Here is a 16,085-nt window from a genome sequence, read left to right on the forward strand (position 1 = left end):
TCCGATCGCGCGCATTTACCGGGATGCCCCCACCTACTACATGGTGGAAGGCTCGGCCAACATCTGCAAGTCCATCATTGGACAGGATCAGCTGGGATACAGGAAGGCCAACCGCTAAAGCCGAAGATGCTTTGGTGAAAGTGGTGGCGGCGTTTCCTGCAGTGTGCAATGCCCGGGCCCTTGGGGTCCGGGCGACGCCGATACCCCAAAAATCGAGGTAAGGGCTGATTTTTAGAGCGCCTTCAATCAAAAGAAGCCAAGCTTTGGTGATCCCTCCCTTCATTATCACCCTATGCGCATGTGGCACACCTCCAGCTTTTGTTTGTTGGCGCTCTCTATTTTTCATTGTCCGGCGAATCAAAACGGCGCGGATGCTATTTTCCCCTTCCCGGCGGGATAAATCCTTTCAGTGGCTCAGACTGCAGCCGACACAAGCAACCGTCGGCCCATTACGATTCGAGGCTCGTCGACCATGACCCAGGATATGTCGCGCACGGAATTGGAAGCCTTTCTTGAACGTCATCGGCAGACGATCCTGGATGCATGGGTTGACCGGTTGCACACCGGCGTCAGTGAAAAATATAGCGGGCGGCCCACCGAAGAGCTCGTTGCCACGGTGACCGACGCCTTTGATGGGAACCGCAGTTTTCTGATCGACGACGATCCGTCACAGATCGACCGCTTTATCGAAAGCATTACCCGGTTGCGGCTCAGCGCCGGATTTTCGCTTTCCCATGTGCAGACCGCATTCGAGCTGTTCCGTGAGATCGTTACGCCGATGCTGTTCGAAAGTTTTCCGCCCGTGGTGTGCCATCCCATGATCGTCCGGGTCAACCAGTGCATGGCCTACGTGGTGAAGATGCACAGCGAATTGTTCCAGGCCATGCATGAAAAGACGATCCGCCAACACAACCTGGAACTCAAGTGGAAGGTTCAGCGACGCACAGCGGAACTCGCCGAATCCGAGCGCAAATACAAAACCCTGGTGGAGGAGATCAACGACGGTTATGTGGTGGTGCGCGACGAGATGATCGTCTTTGCCAATCCGGCCTTTGCCAAAATCCACCAGTGGTCGGAAAGCGCGGTGATCGGCCAACGTTTTCTCGATTTCGTCGCTCCGGAAAGTCGCGAGAAGATCCTCACCCTCTACAACCGCGGAATGATTATCGGTAAACAGGTGACGCCCAAGGCGTTTGAATACATGCGCCTGACCCGAGACGGTAACACCTATCCGACAGAGATCCTGTCGCGGATCACCCATTATGACGACCAGCTGGCCACCATCGCGATCTGCCGGGATATCACCGAACGGGTGCGCATGGAGAAGAAGGTGCGTGAAGCCGAGCGCATGGCCACCATCGGGCAAATCACGGCCTCGCTTTCCCATGAGATCCGCAACCCCCTCTCCGCCATCAAGCTCAACCTCCAGGTGCTTAAAAAAAACGCCATGCTCAAGGGCAACGATGAACGGCGTTTGGATATTTCCGTTCAGGAGGTCAAACGGCTGGAACGGATTCTTCGGGAACTGCTCGATTTCGCCAAACCCCTGGATCTCAAACCCCAGCCGGCCGATGCGCAAGTTCTTATCTATCATTATATCGAGCTGCTGGATGAGAAGTTCAAGCAGAAGTCCATCCGCATTCGCTTCGAACAGGAGGCGGCCATGCCCAAGGTCCCTTTGGATTCCGAGCGCTTCCAGCAGGCGGTGATGAACCTCTTGCTCAACGCCATCGACGCCTCGCCGGAAGGGGGCATGATTCAGATCAATATCGGGATCACCTGGCGCAATGCCCAGCGCTATGCCGCCATCCGTATCCGTGACGCGGGACCGGGTATTCCGGCGGAACTCGTGGGAGAGATTCAAAAACCGTTTTTTACCACCAAGACCCAGGGGACCGGATTGGGCCTGACCAACACCGAGCGGGTGGCCCGGGAACATGGGGGCTGGCTGGAGATCGATGAGAAATTGCCCGTTGGCGCGGCATTTACCCTGATGATGCCCGTTGGAGGACACTGAAATGCCCCGGGTGCTGGTGATCGACGATGAAGTCTCAATCAGCGAATCCCTGGAGATGTTTCTCAGCGAAAAGGGCTATGCGGTCGAGACGGCGGCCTCGGCCGGCGCCGGCAGGGAAGCTTTTGCCCGTTTTGCTCCGGACGTGGTGATTCTTGACATCCGGCTGCCCGACGGGACCGGATTCGAGGTCCTGGACTGGCTGAAGGCGACAGATCTGCCGCCCAAGGTGATCATGATCACCGCTTTCCATGATATGGAAAAAGTGATTACCTCCATGAAAAGCGGGGCATTCGACTACATCCACAAGCCCCTGGATGCCGACGAGATCGAGGCCGCCGTGGAGAAAGCCGTGCGCGCCATCGAGGCTGAACGCGCGGCACCATCCTCCCCCAAGCCGCAGGACACGACCCTCGAAGACGTCATCATCGGCAAGAGTAAGGCGATTTTGAATGTTTTCAAGATCATGGGTGTCCTCTGCCAGAACGACGCCACTGCCCTGATTCACGGCGAGACCGGCACGGGAAAGGAGTTGATCGCCCGGGTGATCCATAAAAACAGCAAGAACCATACGGAACCGTTCATCACCCTGGACTGCTCCGCGGTGGTCGAGACCCTTTTGGAAAGTGAGCTCTTCGGGCATGAAAAGGGCGCCTTTACCGGCGCCACGCACACCAAAATCGGGCAAATCGAACTGGCCGGCAAGGGAACCCTGTTTCTCGACGAGATCGGCGAATTGCCCTTGGGGCTGCAAGGCAAGCTGCTCGGTTTTCTCGAACGGCGCGAATACCTGCGGGTGGGCGGGCAGTATCCTCAACGTTCGCAGTGCCGGATCCTGGCCGCCACCCACCGGGATCTCAACCAAATGGTTCAGGAGGGTCAGTTCCGCCGGGACCTTTACTTCCGACTGAATGTCATCACCCTCAGTGTGCCGCCGCTTCGGGATCGATTGGAGGACATTCCCGATTTGAGCCAACATTTTCTCAATATCATCCGTCGGTCCATGCATAAGGACGATCTGCGCCTGCAGGACAGCGCCACGGTGGCGTTGATGGGTGATCACTGGGTCGGCAATGTCCGTGAGCTGAAAAATGTGATCACCGCCGCCGCCATTCGTTCGCGCAGTAACGTGATTCTGAAAGAGGATATCGAGGCCGTCCTGGCCCTTCACCAGACGCCGTCGACGACACACGCGGACGCCCCCGACCTGTCGCATCTCGAACACCAGCATATCCTGCGGGTGCTGCGCAGTGTCGGCTGGAACCGCACCCATGCGGCGCGCATTTTAGGCATTTCACTGCCCACCCTGCGCAGCAAGATCCGCAAGTTCGGTATCGACCCATCCGAATCCTGATCGGATTCCCCCCCCCTCGCACCTGAAAATTTCTTTCTAGCAAGGCAAGTTTCTTTCACCCATCCGCCGCTCGAAACCATGTCCGAAAGCCGTTTGGTGCTTATCAAAATCAATTGATTTAAGCGAATTAAGAAAAAAATAGATAATAAATAAAATTCATTTGACGAGGGCATTTCATTTGCAATACGTCTTTGCATTGCTTTCCCGACCCGTTCATCGGGCCGTTGCTTACATCCCGGTACGATCCGGGCAAATCGTTTCATCCACTTACCAAGAGGAGGACCAATGGACAACGGATCAACATGGAAAAGGGTGTTTTTTGGGGTAGTCTTCAGCGTACTCACCATTTTGTGCTGGTGCCCCATTGGATATGGTGCCTACGGGGCGGTAAGTCGGATCTGGGGGATGCCCAATTGGGCGGTGACCGCACTCTCGATCGGGGTCGTCATGTTCGTTCTGGAAGCGATCTATCTTTTCGCAACCGATTTGACCCTTGACGATGAACAACTGCCGTCGGTGATCAAATCCATCCGTGAAGATATCCAGTAATCCCCAACCCAAAGGAGCTGCCCATGTTTGCCATCAGTATCATCACTGCCATCTGTCTTGTTTCGGTGTTTGTCGGTTATCTGCCTTTCGTCGCGGATTTACCCGATCGGCGGACGATTATTTTGTCGCCGGTTCCAGCCTGGGTTATTTTGTTTTGATTTTCAGCCTTTTGGCTTCCTTCTTAAGCGCCTTTTCCATGTTCGGCATGTCCAGTCTCGGTTACCGGACCGGTTTCGGCGCCTTGTTCGTCCTGTCGGTCAACCTCGTTCCCCTGGGAGCGCTGTGGTACTACATGCACCGCAAAACCTTCGTCCTGGGTCGCGCCCGCAGCTGGATGTCCATGGGCATGCCGTTTGGTGAGCGTTACGGCAATGGCATGCGCGCGGTGATCCCGGTGGTGGTGCTTTTGGCCTCCATCCCCTATCTGGTCGCCCAGGTCCAGGGCATCGGCCTCATGGTGGAGGCACTCAGCGAGAAAGCCATTCCCTATCATATGGGCATGTTTTTCGTGCCGGTGTTTATTTCGCTTTACCTGATCATGGGGGGCATGAAAGGAGCCGCCTGGGTCAATACGGTCCAGGGGATCTTTTTCTCGATCATGGTGTTCATCCTTTTCTTTGCCGTGATGGCCAAGAACGGCGGCTTTGCGCCCACCATGCAGATGGTATTCGATACGCACCCGGAATTGTTCCAGCTGGGTGCCAAGGGCGGTAAATTGTGGAGCTATCCCATGGTCTTCGGCTTTGCCGCGGCCATGTGCCTGGGATGTATCTGTTTTCCCCAGCCATACATGCACGCCTATTCCAGCCGGACGGTCAAGGGCTTCAAAACCATGCTGCTGAGTTTCGGCGGGATCTGCCTGGTGATCATCACCATGCCGACCCTGGTCGGAATTGCCGCCACGGTCATCGTTCCCGGCCTCAAGGGGGTACAGGCGGACAAGGTGTATGGCATCGTGGCCTCTATGGCCCTGCCGGATTGGCTGGCCGCTCTGGCGGTGGCTGGCGGGTTTACCGCCGCCATGTCCACGGTTAACGGTTTGGTGTTCGGTAACGCCACCAACCTGGCCAACGACCTGCTTAAATTGATGGTTCCCCATGTGGGCCAAAAAGGCCTGGTCAGCGCTGCCCGCTGGTCGGTGGCCGTTATCATGGCGATTTGTGTGGTCATTGCCTGGAACCCGAATACACCCGTGGCGGAACTCTCGGTGCTGGCCTTCGGAACGGTGGCGGTGACGATTTTTCCCCTGTGGGGTGCCTATTTCTGGAAGCGATCCACCGCCGCCGGTGCCATGGCCAGCACGATTGTCGGTTTTGGCATAAATATTGTAATGTTTATTTGGGGCGGCAAGAACATGGTCCTTTTCCCGAGTGCAAAACTATTTCAGTTGAACGGCTTTTTGGCCGCCTTTATCGCTGCCGGTCTTGTCTTCTTCATCGTTTGCCTGGTCACCAAACCGGGTAAAATCGAACAAAAAAGTCTGGCCTTGTTTTTCCACCCAGCCCTGGATGGTAAGCTTGACCATAATTTGGTGGATCGCAGTGAAAATGAATATGTAAAGGTCTGATCTATAAACCAGAAAGGAGTGACGAGGATGGATTTTAAATTGAACCTGCCTGAGAAATTCAATGCTGCCGATTATTTTGTGGATCGCAATATCCGCGAGGGACGTGCGGACAAGGTGGCCGTTCTTTGCGAGGACCGCCAACTGACTTATGGCCAGGTCCAGGCGGGCGTGAATCGGGTGGGCAACGGGCTGCGGTCCCTGGGCGTACGCATGGAGGAACGGGTGGCCCTTTTGCTTCTGGATACCGAAGTCTATCCCCAGGCCTTTTTCGGCGCCATCAAGATCGGCGCGTCCCGATCTGCATCAATACCCTGATGCGGCCCAAGGACTATGCCTATTTCCTCAATGACAGCCGCGCACGGGTGCTGATGGTCGATCAGAGTCTGCTCGGAATCATCAACGGCATCCGTTCCAAACTCGAGTTCCTCGAATATGTGATCATCGTCGGTGATGCCGCCGGCGGAGATGATCTGCATTTCGCAACCTGGGTCGCCGAGCACGACGATGCATTGGAAGCCGCGCCCACGACGCCCGACGACGCCTGTTTCTGGCTTTACAGCTCCGGCTCCACCGGCCTGCCCAAGGGGACCGTGCACCTGCAGCACGACATGGTATACGCGACGGAAACCTACGGCAAACAGGTGTTGAAGGTAACCGAAAGCGATGTCTGTTTTTCGGCGGCCAAGCTGTTCTTCGCCTACGGCTTGGGCAACGGGCTCTATTTTCCGTTCAGTGTCGGTGCGACAACGGTTTACCATCCCGGCCGTCCCACGCCGGATGCCATGTATGCCACTATCGCCAGGCATCGCCCGAGCATCTATTTTGCCGTGCCCACCTTGTTCGGCAGCATGCTGGTTCAGGACGGCGCGCTGGATGGCGTGCGCGTATGCGTGTCCGCCGGAGAAGCCCTCCCGGCAGAAATTCTCAAGCGATGGAGAGAGCGATTCGGTGTCGGCATCATGGATGGTATCGGTTCGACGGAAATCTCGCACATCTTCATCTCTAACCGGGAGGACGACCTGCGCGCCGGTTCCACCGGCAAGTTGGTCCCCGGATACGAGGCCCGTATCGTCGATGATGAATTCAACGACGTTGCCCAGGGCGATGTCGGTACCCTGCTCATCAAGGGTGACAGTATCGCCGCCTACTATTGGAACAAACACGAAAAAACCAAAAAAACCATGCTGGGTGACTGGATCAACACCGATGATAAGTTCTTCCGTGATGAAGACGGTTATTTCTTTTATGTCGGACGCTCAAACGACATGCTCAAGGTCGGTGGCATCTGGGTTTCGCCCATCGAGGTGGAGGCCTGCATCATGGAGCATTCCGACGTGCTGGAATGTGCCGTGGTCGGCGCAATGGACAAGGAAAATCTCGTCAAACCCAAGGCCTATGTGGTGCTCAAGGACGGGGTTGCGCCCAGCGAGGCACTGTCCAAAGATATCAAGGAATATGTCAAGAAAACCCTGGCCCATTACAAATACCCGCGCTGGGTCGAGTTCGTGGAAGACCTGCCCAAAACGGCAACTGGTAAAATCAAGCGCTTCATGCTAAAGGACCAGAACGTACAGTCAGCGGCGTAACCAACCGCCTTATAGACGGACCATTGAGCTCGGGTTTCATCTCTGGACGACGTCAGCCCAAACGGGTCGCGTCGTCCGGCCTATTCTCACCTTGGGTATGGCGGCCTTTTCTCGCGCCGCCATCCGAAAAAAGAAATGGAAAAAACGATGCTTGAAAAACCGGCACTGCTGATCATCGACATGGTTAAGGATACCTTCGATGATGCCCACCATTTTCCCATCACCCCCTTTGCACGGGAGATCATCGCCCCCATTAACGGACTGATCGGCGGTTTTCGTAAGAAAGGCTACCCCATCGTCTTTTCCACCGATGCCTTCCATGAAGATGATTTCATTTTCAAAGGTCGCATGAAACCCCACTCCCTGGCGGGCACCCGGGGCGCTGAGGTGATCGATGAACTGGATCGGCAACCCGAGGATCTCTGGCTGCCCAAGCCGCGGTTCTCGGCTTTTTTCGGAACCGATCTTGCCGAATGGCTGAGTGCCCGCGAGGTCACCCTATGTGCCGTGGCCGGCCTGGCCACCAATTTTTGCGTGTTGGCCACCGTCCTGGACGCCCTATGCCATAATTTCAAGGCCGTTTTCCTGGAGGACTGTACAGCCACGTGGTCCGAAGAGGTGCATCAGCAGGTGTTGAACAATTACCGTCGCAACCCACTGGATCCGCTGCTGCGGGTGTTGACCTCCCGCCAGTTGGTGGAAACGCTGGAAATGGATTGAGACGTCGGGGAAAACGCGCCTACCGGATGCCCCCCTTGTCTGCTTCCCAAAGCGGGGGCAACCGCCCACCGATCAACAAATTGATCAACAAACCGTGCCTGCCGGATCCTTTTGGCCTGGCGGCACCGGTTGCACGCCAATCCTACTGAAATGATATGTTTTTTTATCTGGGGAAAAGTCTGGATGCAGTGGCGTCGCCGCATCTTTTTTTTAAGAATATGATCGCGATCATAGACGCCGGAAGCGAGCTGCGATAAACAGATTTCTTACGCGGAACAAACGCGAAGAGACAGGCGGAGATGCCCGCGTCACGGCAATCTGTCACCATCCCTGGCCCTCGCGTCACAATTTTTGATCCATCCGGAATCGCAGAAATTGGCATAGTCTATTGGCATGGTCTATCAGGATAGTCTAAAGGAGTTCGACATGGAGTACAATATTGATCTGCACGAAATGGATGCCATGGCACGCCGGATCCGCTCGGCGGCTGAACGCTTAAATCGGTTGGGTGCGAAATTCCCTTCGCTGGTTGATAATTCGCACAATATGCTTGCCGTTGCGAAGGTGATGGAAATGAACATCAGCGATCTGCTGCATGAGAACGCCGAAGCCGTATAGGCGCGTCTCTCCATCCTCAATCAAAAACGCCTCACCAGGCCCCGTGGGGGGCCGATGAGGCGTCGATGTTAGCTCGGAGGGTTTTTCCGCCCGAAGGCACTGCGACATCCGTACAGCCGTCCAGACGCACGACCATCCAATCTTCTTTACTTTTTTTCTGCCTAAGCCTGAAAAATATCACCCCGACGGTATGAACCTCAAACAAGGTTTGCTTGCCCTACCGTGCAAGGCCGCTCATTGGGACGGATCCTATCTGAACGCGAACGAACAGGCTGAGGGTGCAGGGGGCGTCAGCCCACTTTCAGAATCAGGGCCGCGCCGGTATCGCCGGCTGCGCAACCGGTAAACATCACGTAGCCGCCGCCGAGCATCACGCTTCCTCGATGCCTTCGATGATACAACGACCGGCCGTGGGCGCCTGGGGATGGCCGAACACCATCGAGCTCCCGTAGTTGTTGAAACCGTTGACATCGATCTTCAATTCATTGGCCATGTAAATATCGTTGGCCGAGAAGGGGTTGTGGGTCTTGATCACCTTCATTTCGCCAATGGCCAGACCGGCTTTATCCAGGGCCATCTGGGCTGCGGGCACGGGTGCCATGGCCATATGGGCTTTCTTGACCCGAGAGTAACCGTAGGAGATCACCTGGATCTCGATATCCGGTTGCGTGCTCAGGGATTTGGCCTTTTCGCGACCGGTGACCACGATGGCGCAGTTTCCATCAGCCGGATGGGTCTGGGCGCCAAAGGTGTGCACGCCGCCCGGCAGTACGGGTCTCAGCCCTGCCAGCCCTTCCTTGGTGCTTTTCGTGATCCCCTCGTCAGCATCCAGGGTGATGGTTTTCTTCTTGGAGATTTTTACTTCCACCGGAAACATGTAACGTTTCTGGAAAGCCCGATCATCCTTTAATGCGTCGGTGTACTGCTCATAGCGCTTCAGGGCCACCGCATCACACTCTTCACGGGTAACGCCGGCCATGGCGGATACGTTTTCAGCCGTCTGGATCATTGCCGTCCCGCCCCAGGGATCCAGATTGAAATGCTCCATCACCCAGTCTTCCGAAACCACCTGCCCGCCAGGACCACCCGGGTTGGGCCAAATGGTGTGAGGGCCGTTTGAGCAGCGGTCGGTAAACAGGTTGTAGACATTCTCGCAAAAACCCATTTCAATGGCCATGGAGGCCTGATAAACGCCAGTGGTGGAGGTCGAGCAGGCTTGACTGATGAGCACCCCCGGGCTGTCCTCGGCACCGATAAGGGCGGCGGACCAAGGTCCCCCATAGAAAAGCTTGGGTTGGCCGACGGTCACCCCGAGAATGACGTAGTCAAACATTTTTGGATCCCAACCTTTACTTTCGATCCAGCGCTTGGAGGTTTGCGCACCGAGAGTAATGGCGTTTTCGCTCTGAAGGCTTCCTTGCCACCTGGCAAAAGGCGTGCTGTAGTAACCGCCGTATGGAATGTAAGCTTTTGTAAACATCGTACAAATCCTCCTCTATTAGGATGAATAAAAGCCCAACAAGGCACTCACGCCAAGGTCGGGCAGACAAATCCATAAAAAGGCGATGTTGCCGGTCTGACCGACCTTGGGCGGCAGACCGGCAACACTTAAAACTCAGTTGACCACGACAAGCGGTTTACCAACTGGGAAAACCGTCTTCTTGAAGGTGGTGTTGATGATATTGGCTGTTGCCAGATAGATGCCGAAAATACCGACCATCAGAATGCAATACGCAGCCAACTGCGCGGCGATGGGGGGGGGCAGAATGCTCCTGAACTTCAGCATGACCAAAAACCAGAGCGCCGCATCGGCAAAAAGCAGGGCTACGAAAAAGAACGGCGATCCCGTTAGATAGGCCGGGGTGAACAGGGAAAGAACGATGGCGAGCACCAACCAGGCGTATGGATCACAGGCCATGGCAAAGTGGATGCCCTTGGCGTGACAGATGAATTCGGCAAGGTTGACCAGGGCGGTCACTAACATGAAAAAACTGCTGAAAAGAAGCATAACGTTCCCACCCGCCAGACTCTTGTCCTTCAATTCGATGATCGCGGCCACAAATTGGCACACGAACCCGCCAAAAAGCCAGCAGGCCACCGCCAAACGGCTGTCCTCACCGATACGACCCGTCAGCAGACCAAAGAAGATAAAACAAGCAATCGCCAGGGCGCCCAGAGCCTGGGGCGCAGGGCTGGCAAAACTGTGAGATTCATTGGACATTTCATGTTCTCCTTGTTGTTAAAGAGGATGGACTGCTCATTAAGCGACGGGTTTCGATTCGGCTCTGAGTTCACGTTTGAGAATTTTACCGGTTGCACTCTTGGGTAATTCCTCAACAATGAGGACGCGGCTGGGGACCTTGTAGGCAGCCATATTCTCCCGGCAGTAGGCGATAATTTCTTCCGGGGTTGCTTCCTTGCCGTCTTTCAGGACGATGGAGGCACATACGGCTTCACCTTTTTCCGCGTGGGGGATCCCGTATACGGCCAGTTCCTTGACCGCCGGGTGGCGATAGAGGTACTGCTCGACCTCAGCCGGCCAGATCTTGAATCCGGCGGCGTTGATCATGTCTTTGACGCGGTCGACGATGAAAACATAGCCGTCCTCATCCATCTTGCCGATGTCTCCGGAATGCAGCCAGCCGTTGCGCAGGGTGTGCGCCGTTTCATCGGGTCGGTTCCAGTAACCTTTCATCACGCCGGGACCCTTGATGCAGATCTCTCCCCATTCACCGGTAGACACCTCGTCATCGAATTCATCCTTGATCTTGATCTCGACGTTTTCCACCGGCGTTCCAATACTGCCGAATTTGTGATGATAGTTATGATTGTAACAGGCGAAGGGAGAGGATTCGGTAAGACCGTAGCCTTCGTGGATGGGACGTTCAAAGCGTTCCTTCCAGCGCAGGAAGATCTCCTGAGGCAGCGTGGCCGCCGCTGAGAAGTCATAGCGGATCGATGAGAGATCGTATCCGGACAGATCCATGTTCAGTAAATTGATAAAAATGGTCGGCACGGCGAAGAACATGGTGACCTTGTTTTCGGTGATGGATTGCAGCACCGCGTCGGGTACGAACCGTCGGAACATCACCAGCGTCGAACAGGTGTTGAAGGTGCCGTTCATGATGAAGTTTTGGCCGAAAACATGGAAGATCGGCAGGAACAGGGCCGTACGGTCCTCGGGCGTGTAGCCGGCGTGATGGGCGGCGCTGAAGGAATTGGAAACCACGTTGCCATGGGTCAGCATGGCCCCCTTGGGAAAACCGGTGGTTCCGGAGGTGTAGAGGATGACGGCAACCTCGTCGCGATCCGGATTGTAGGTCGGCAGGGATTCGGAACCCTCCTGAATCCATTCGGCGATGGTCGGGTTGCCCTGGGCGTCGCCCTCACAGACCAGGACCTGTTTCAGGTCGGTGTAATCGTCCATCTTGACATTTGGCAAAAGCTCGTTGACCGTGCAGAGCAGGACGGACCCTGAATCGTTGAGAATATATTTAAGTTCTCCTGATTTGAGCATCGGATTGACGGATACGGCGATGGCACCCAGCTTTAACGCGGCAATGTAACAGATGACGAATTCAGGGATGTTCGGCAGGTAGAGCGAGACGCGATCGCCTTTGGCCACGCCCTTTTGCTTCATCGTATGGGCCAAACGCGTGGCTTGGCTGTTTAACTCGCCGTAGGAAATGTTCCTTCCTTCAAAAATGATGGCTGTCTTGTCCGGAAAAATTCTTGCCGCCTGTTCAACATTCTGAGTCACATTCATGGGATACCTCCGTTGATGGGTTGCCGTTGGGTACGGAAAAAGAGCCGTTTTCAGGATTGATGCCGGCCTTTTCGGTACCCACACTCGCCGTGGCGGTTCTGTCCGTTGAGCACCCGCGCGGATAGATGCGCCGCATGCCGCGAATGACGTTGGCTCTTGAACCGGGACATGGGTAAATGATGATGAATATCCTATAAACGATTGATGCGATTGCCATCCAGCTGGTGCTCGATAAGGCCGCTCATCCATGGAACGTCTGGAAGCACAAACGCGCCGGGTTGCATGACAGCTACAAGGCATTCACGAAGTAGCCGCAATGTAGCCCTGTACTACTCCTCTGTCAACCCCTTTCTGTTGCCCAAACGAGTAGACACAAAAGAATACATCCATGACCCAAATATCACCTTTCCCAACCCACCGTTTTCCGCTGGAAGGGCCTGCAAAGGGACACCGTCCATCCCCAGAAAGGGATGCGCAACGGTGCTATCGCCCGTGATGCAATGGCGTGCGGGGTCGCCAAGTAAACTACTCCCCTTCAGGCGGCTGCAGCGCGTTGTCGTTCTTCCTCGCGAACCTCTCGGCGTAGCAGTTTTCCCAGTTTCGATTTCGGCAGCATGTCACGGAATTCGACATACTGCGGAACCATGTAAGGCAACATGCGCTTTCGACACCACTTGATCAACTCATAGCCGGTGATGCCTTTGGTATCGGGCTTCAGCACCACACAGGCCTTGATGCGCTCGCCGAATCGGGAATCCGGTACCCCGATGACACAGGTGCCCACCACCGCCGGATGTTCCTGCAAGACGGCTTCGACCTCGGATGCCGATACCGGGTGCCCATCATGGTCGATGGTGTCGGTGGTGCGATCGATGAAGTAAAGATAGCCCGAAGCATCCAGAGACATCACATCGCCGGTGCGGTACCAGGTTTTTCCGTCACGTTGGATAAATGCCTGGCGGGTTTGCTCGGGCGTATTCACATAGGCCGTAACCATGTTCTTTGAGCGGACCAGAAGTTCTCCCGGCGTGTCATATGGCTGTGGGTCCAGGAAAACCGGATCCACGATCATCACTTCTTTGGAGTCTAACACACGCCCGACACAGGTGGCCGGATAGGGCCGGCCCACCGGACACATGGCCACGCCGCCACAGGTTTCCGTGCAGCCGTAGCCCTGATGGATGATTTTGCCAAAACGCGCTTTCCAGCGTTTATTCAACTCCTGGGGAAGAACATCGCCGGCACTGAACCAGTAGTCGACCGAGTCAAGGCGGTATTGATCCATGCGTTCGTGTTCCAGCATCATGCGGTAGAATGACGGAACGGCGACCAGCGTGCGCACGTGGAATCGGGCAATGGCGTCAAAGGTCGCGTCGATGTTGATGTGCGGCTGAATCAAGAGCGTTCCGCCCACAAGCAAAGTGGCCAGTCCGCAGGTTTGGCCGAGGATGTGGTACAAGGGGGAATGCCCCATGACGATATTCTCATGACTCGGAACCAAGGCATCGCTGATGCGAATCTGTTCAAGGGCCGAGGCGAGGAAATCCGCATGCGTGATGGGGACCCCCCGGGAGGAATGGGTCGTGCCGCTGGTATAAAGGATTTCGGCCACCGATTGGGAAGAGGTTTCGATTTCGGGCAAGGGGTCGTTCCCATGGGCTTTCAAAAGAGCGCGGAAGGCGTGAATTCGGGGCCCCCAGGCGACACTTCCCCGGGGAACCATGTTGAACAACCAGCCGAACAGCCGTTTGTATGCGGGGAGTATTTCCGTCATGCGCGCCACAATGACCCGCTTCAATCCACGTTCCGCCATGACCCGATGGACATAGCCAAAATTCGTATCCGCGCAGACAATCGTATCGGCTCCGCTATCATTGACCACATGGCCCAGTTCTTGCGGCATATGGATGGGGATGATGGGGACGCAGATCCCACCGGCGCGCAGAATTCCCAACCAGCTAACGATCCAGTGGACGGTATTGGGCAGGTAGATCACCACCCGGGCACCGGGTCTGAGGCCCAATGCGTGCAGGGCACGGGCGAATCGTTCCGCTGCGGTCCGCAATTGACCATAGGTGTATCGGCTGCCCAGGTAGATCACGGCGGTACGGCCGGGCTGCCTGCGGGCGACCTGTTCAAAAACGGCGTAAATGGTTGGGTTGCCATCCTGCATGCTAAACCGTGCCTTGGGTGCCGGGCCTGTCCGCAGGCGCTTGGATGCTGCCGAAATAGGCCGCATTGATTTCCGGGCTGCTGATCAACTCGCTCCCCGTGCCGCTGAAGGTCAGCATGCCGTTTTCCAGCACATACCCCCGATCGATGACCGGAAGGACCGGCCGGGCATACTGCTCACAGATGATCACGGTCACACCGGCAAATTGCTTCAAATGAACACCGCCGCCATGACCGCCGTTTGCATCAATGGGCTCAGTCCCAAAAGGGGTTCGTCCAGCAGCAGCAGGGATGGCCTGGCCATCAGGGCCATGGCCAGCGCCAACATCTGCTGTTCGCCGCCACTCAAGAAACCGGCCTTGCGTTTTCCCAAGGGGTGCAGTGTTGGGAAAATACGGAACGTTTCCGTCAGTTGATCGCGAATTTCTCTTTTGCTTCGCCGGTAGCCGGCAATCTTGAGGTTTTCCAGAACGCTGCTTTCGGGAAAAATCGGATGCCGTTCACGTGACAGCACAATCCCTTGCTTCACCCGCTGATGGGTCGGCCAATCGATGATATCCTCGCCCTTATAACGAATCTGTCCATACACCGATATGCGCTCTTTCCCACGACGCCCCGCCTGGGTCCGCATGTCGTTGATAAGACCGGAAAGGGTGTTGAGCAATGTGGTCTTGCCGGCACTGTTGGAGCCGACCACACCGACGATCTCCCCTTGTTTGACCGTCAGGTTGAGTCCGCCCAGCGCCAGGGCATTTTCGAAAAAGACCATGAGGTTCTCAACTTCCAGCATGGAGCGTGGCCCCCAAGTAGGCATTTTGCACGGTTTCATCGGCCATGACGGCCTGACAGGTTCCGTCGGCGATGATGCGTCCATGGTGAATCACGATCACCCGGTCGGCGATTTTGAAAAGTTCACGCAAACGGTGTTCGATCATGATGATCGCCTTGCCCTGCAGACGCAGTTTCTCGATGATGGGAAGAATACTGGTCACTTCGGCCAGGCTCAGTCCCGCAAAAAGCTCGTCAATGACCATCACCTGTGGCCGCAGGGCGATGGCTTTGGCCAATTCCAACCGTTTGAGGTAGCCCTGGGGCAGTCCCCCGGTGACCTTGTAGGCGGCACTGGCGTCGCGTTCGAACCCGACTTCCTCCAGAAGATCGAGGGCCACGGCATTACGGTCGCCATAGCGGCCGCCCAGCAGTCCTTTGACGCGAGACGAGTACAAGCTTACGATCAGGTTCTTGTAGGCCGGCAGTTGGTAAAACGGGCGCACCATCTGAAACGTCCTGGCGATGCCCAATCGGGCCACGGCATGCGCCGGAAGATGATGGATGGGGCGACCCATGAAATGCACGCTGCCGGCAGAGGGCCTGACGAATCGGGTGATCAGGTTGGCCAGGGTGGTCTTTCCGGAGCCGTTGGGGCCAATGACCCCCAGGATTTCATTTTTCCGTAATTCAAAGCTGGCGTCGGTGAGGGCCTTCACCCCACCGAAGGATTTGCTCAGCCCGGATACTTCCAAGATGGGCCGGCGGTTCACGAATCGACCGCCACCCAGCGTTCAAACTGGTGGTACTTGCGCTGGATAAAGGGGAAGATCCCCTGGGGCAGCGCAACGATGAAAAAAACCATCAGCAAGCTCGTGAACACCATCTGCAAACCGCCCATGCCCCGCAGCCTCGGCCAGGGGGACCAATATCAGGGCGCCCAGTGTGGCCCCGGCCAGACTGCCCGTGCC

17 protein-coding genes are annotated in these 16,085 nt (G+C 56.0%); 9 read left to right on the forward strand and 8 right to left on the reverse strand.

The window, feature by feature from the left end; translation table 11 throughout:
- Positions 1 to 472: 472 nt before the first annotated feature.
- The 9 genes from JCM12296_RS25340 to JCM12296_RS25370 all read left to right on the forward strand — a co-directional run bounded on the left by JCM12296_RS25340 (position 473) and on the right by JCM12296_RS25370 (position 8,408).
- Positions 473 to 2,017, forward strand: coding sequence for an ATP-binding protein (locus JCM12296_RS25340; RefSeq protein ID WP_054699141.1), 1,545 nt, complete (start codon positions 473 to 475; stop codon positions 2,015 to 2,017).
- A gap of 1 nt (position 2,018) precedes the next feature.
- Entirely contained in the window at positions 2,019 to 3,368 is a 1,350-nt protein-coding gene (locus JCM12296_RS25345; RefSeq protein ID WP_054699143.1) for a sigma-54-dependent transcriptional regulator, read from the forward strand.
- Positions 3,369 to 3,653: 285 nt separating this feature from the next.
- A complete protein-coding gene (locus tag JCM12296_RS25350; protein WP_054699144.1) occupies positions 3,654 to 3,917 on the forward strand; it encodes a DUF997 family protein in 264 nt (87 codons plus the stop codon).
- A gap of 23 nt (positions 3,918 to 3,940) precedes the next feature.
- Positions 3,941 to 4,075, forward strand: coding sequence for a hypothetical protein (locus tag JCM12296_RS48135; RefSeq protein WP_281492156.1), 135 nt, complete (start codon positions 3,941 to 3,943; stop codon positions 4,073 to 4,075).
- Positions 4,076 to 4,086: 11 nt separating this feature from the next.
- A complete protein-coding gene (locus JCM12296_RS25355) occupies positions 4,087 to 5,484 on the forward strand; it encodes a sodium:solute symporter family protein (RefSeq protein WP_246804858.1) in 1,398 nt (465 codons plus the stop codon).
- Between the two features lie 27 nt (positions 5,485 to 5,511).
- Positions 5,512 to 5,799 (forward strand): AMP-binding protein, encoded by a 288-nt coding sequence (locus JCM12296_RS49900; protein WP_340147879.1) that lies wholly within the window; start codon positions 5,512 to 5,514, stop codon positions 5,797 to 5,799.
- The gene (locus JCM12296_RS25360; protein ID WP_340147880.1) at positions 5,799 to 7,070 is read left to right on the forward strand and encodes a benzoate-CoA ligase family protein; all 1,272 of its coding nucleotides are present in this window, start codon (positions 5,799 to 5,801) and stop codon (positions 7,068 to 7,070) included. Before JCM12296_RS49900 ends, JCM12296_RS25360 begins: the two co-directional genes overlap by 1 nt.
- Before the next feature lie 147 nt (positions 7,071 to 7,217).
- Positions 7,218 to 7,790: a cysteine hydrolase family protein gene (locus JCM12296_RS25365; RefSeq protein WP_246804855.1), complete on the forward strand. Its 573-nt coding sequence runs from the start codon at positions 7,218 to 7,220 to the stop codon at positions 7,788 to 7,790.
- Between the two features lie 426 nt (positions 7,791 to 8,216).
- On the forward strand, positions 8,217 to 8,408 hold the full coding sequence (locus JCM12296_RS25370) for a hypothetical protein (RefSeq protein WP_054699148.1): 192 nt from the start codon (positions 8,217 to 8,219) through the stop codon (positions 8,406 to 8,408).
- A 370-nt stretch (positions 8,409 to 8,778) separates the two neighbouring features.
- Here JCM12296_RS25370 and JCM12296_RS25375 read toward each other — a convergent pair whose 3' ends face one another.
- From JCM12296_RS25375 to JCM12296_RS48140, 8 genes are all read right to left on the reverse strand, one after another.
- Entirely contained in the window at positions 8,779 to 9,888 is a 1,110-nt protein-coding gene (locus JCM12296_RS25375) for a thiolase family protein (protein WP_246804856.1), read from the reverse strand.
- Positions 9,889 to 10,023: 135 nt separating this feature from the next.
- Positions 10,024 to 10,629 (reverse strand): acetate uptake transporter family protein, encoded by a 606-nt coding sequence (locus JCM12296_RS25380; RefSeq protein WP_054699151.1) that lies wholly within the window; start codon positions 10,627 to 10,629, stop codon positions 10,024 to 10,026.
- Between the two features lie 39 nt (positions 10,630 to 10,668).
- The gene (locus JCM12296_RS25385) at positions 10,669 to 12,174 is read right to left on the reverse strand and encodes a long-chain-fatty-acid--CoA ligase (protein ID WP_054699153.1); all 1,506 of its coding nucleotides are present in this window, start codon (positions 12,172 to 12,174) and stop codon (positions 10,669 to 10,671) included.
- A gap of 535 nt (positions 12,175 to 12,709) precedes the next feature.
- Positions 12,710 to 14,347, reverse strand: a complete 1,638-nt coding sequence (locus JCM12296_RS25390; RefSeq protein WP_054699155.1) for a class I adenylate-forming enzyme family protein — start codon at positions 14,345 to 14,347, stop codon at positions 12,710 to 12,712.
- Between the two features lies 1 nt (position 14,348).
- Entirely contained in the window at positions 14,349 to 14,561 is a 213-nt protein-coding gene (locus tag JCM12296_RS42495) for a hypothetical protein (RefSeq protein ID WP_218188268.1), read from the reverse strand.
- Positions 14,558 to 15,136 (reverse strand): ATP-binding cassette domain-containing protein, encoded by a 579-nt coding sequence (locus JCM12296_RS25395; protein ID WP_218188269.1) that lies wholly within the window; start codon positions 15,134 to 15,136, stop codon positions 14,558 to 14,560. Before JCM12296_RS25395 ends, JCM12296_RS42495 begins: the two co-directional genes overlap by 4 nt.
- Positions 15,123 to 15,887 (reverse strand): ABC transporter ATP-binding protein, encoded by a 765-nt coding sequence (locus tag JCM12296_RS25400; protein WP_054699157.1) that lies wholly within the window; start codon positions 15,885 to 15,887, stop codon positions 15,123 to 15,125. Before JCM12296_RS25400 ends, JCM12296_RS25395 begins: the two co-directional genes overlap by 14 nt.
- On the reverse strand, positions 15,884 to 16,015 hold the full coding sequence (locus JCM12296_RS48140; RefSeq protein WP_281492157.1) for a hypothetical protein: 132 nt from the start codon (positions 16,013 to 16,015) through the stop codon (positions 15,884 to 15,886). The genes JCM12296_RS25400 and JCM12296_RS48140 overlap by 4 nt, the downstream gene beginning before the upstream one ends.
- Between the last annotated feature and the right edge of the window lie 70 nt (positions 16,016 to 16,085).

Source organism: Desulfosarcina cetonica JCM 12296 (genome assembly GCF_001311845.1).
Taxonomy (GTDB): Bacteria; Desulfobacterota; Desulfobacteria; order Desulfobacterales; family Desulfosarcinaceae; genus Desulfosarcina; species Desulfosarcina cetonica.

Bases quoted from the DNA above. Each gene is read 5' to 3' on its own strand.
- JCM12296_RS25385 (WP_054699153.1), bottom strand. From the start codon at position 12,174: ATGAATGTGACTCAGAATGTTGAACAGGCGGCAAGAATTTTTCCGGAC.
- JCM12296_RS49900 (WP_340147879.1), top strand. From the start codon at position 5,512: ATGGATTTTAAATTGAACCTGCCTGAGAAATTCAATGCTGCCGATTAT.
- JCM12296_RS25380 (WP_054699151.1), bottom strand. From the start codon at position 10,629: ATGTCCAATGAATCTCACAGTTTTGCCAGCCCTGCGCCCCAGGCTCTG.
- JCM12296_RS48135 (WP_281492156.1), top strand. From the start codon at position 3,941: ATGTTTGCCATCAGTATCATCACTGCCATCTGTCTTGTTTCGGTGTTT.
- JCM12296_RS25350 (WP_054699144.1), top strand. From the start codon at position 3,654: ATGGACAACGGATCAACATGGAAAAGGGTGTTTTTTGGGGTAGTCTTC.
- JCM12296_RS25360 (WP_340147880.1), top strand. From the start codon at position 5,799: ATGCGGCCCAAGGACTATGCCTATTTCCTCAATGACAGCCGCGCACGG.
- JCM12296_RS25370 (WP_054699148.1), top strand. From the start codon at position 8,217: ATGGAGTACAATATTGATCTGCACGAAATGGATGCCATGGCACGCCGG.
- JCM12296_RS25390 (WP_054699155.1), bottom strand. From the start codon at position 14,347: ATGCAGGATGGCAACCCAACCATTTACGCCGTTTTTGAACAGGTCGCC.
- JCM12296_RS25340 (WP_054699141.1), top strand. From the start codon at position 473: ATGACCCAGGATATGTCGCGCACGGAATTGGAAGCCTTTCTTGAACGT.
- JCM12296_RS25375 (WP_246804856.1), bottom strand. From the start codon at position 9,888: ATGTTTACAAAAGCTTACATTCCATACGGCGGTTACTACAGCACGCCT.
- JCM12296_RS48140 (WP_281492157.1), bottom strand. From the start codon at position 16,015: ATGGGCGGTTTGCAGATGGTGTTCACGAGCTTGCTGATGGTTTTTTTC.
- JCM12296_RS25365 (WP_246804855.1), top strand. From the start codon at position 7,218: ATGCTTGAAAAACCGGCACTGCTGATCATCGACATGGTTAAGGATACC.
- JCM12296_RS25345 (WP_054699143.1), top strand. From the start codon at position 2,019: ATGCCCCGGGTGCTGGTGATCGACGATGAAGTCTCAATCAGCGAATCC.
- JCM12296_RS25395 (WP_218188269.1), bottom strand. From the start codon at position 15,136: ATGCTGGAAGTTGAGAACCTCATGGTCTTTTTCGAAAATGCCCTGGCG.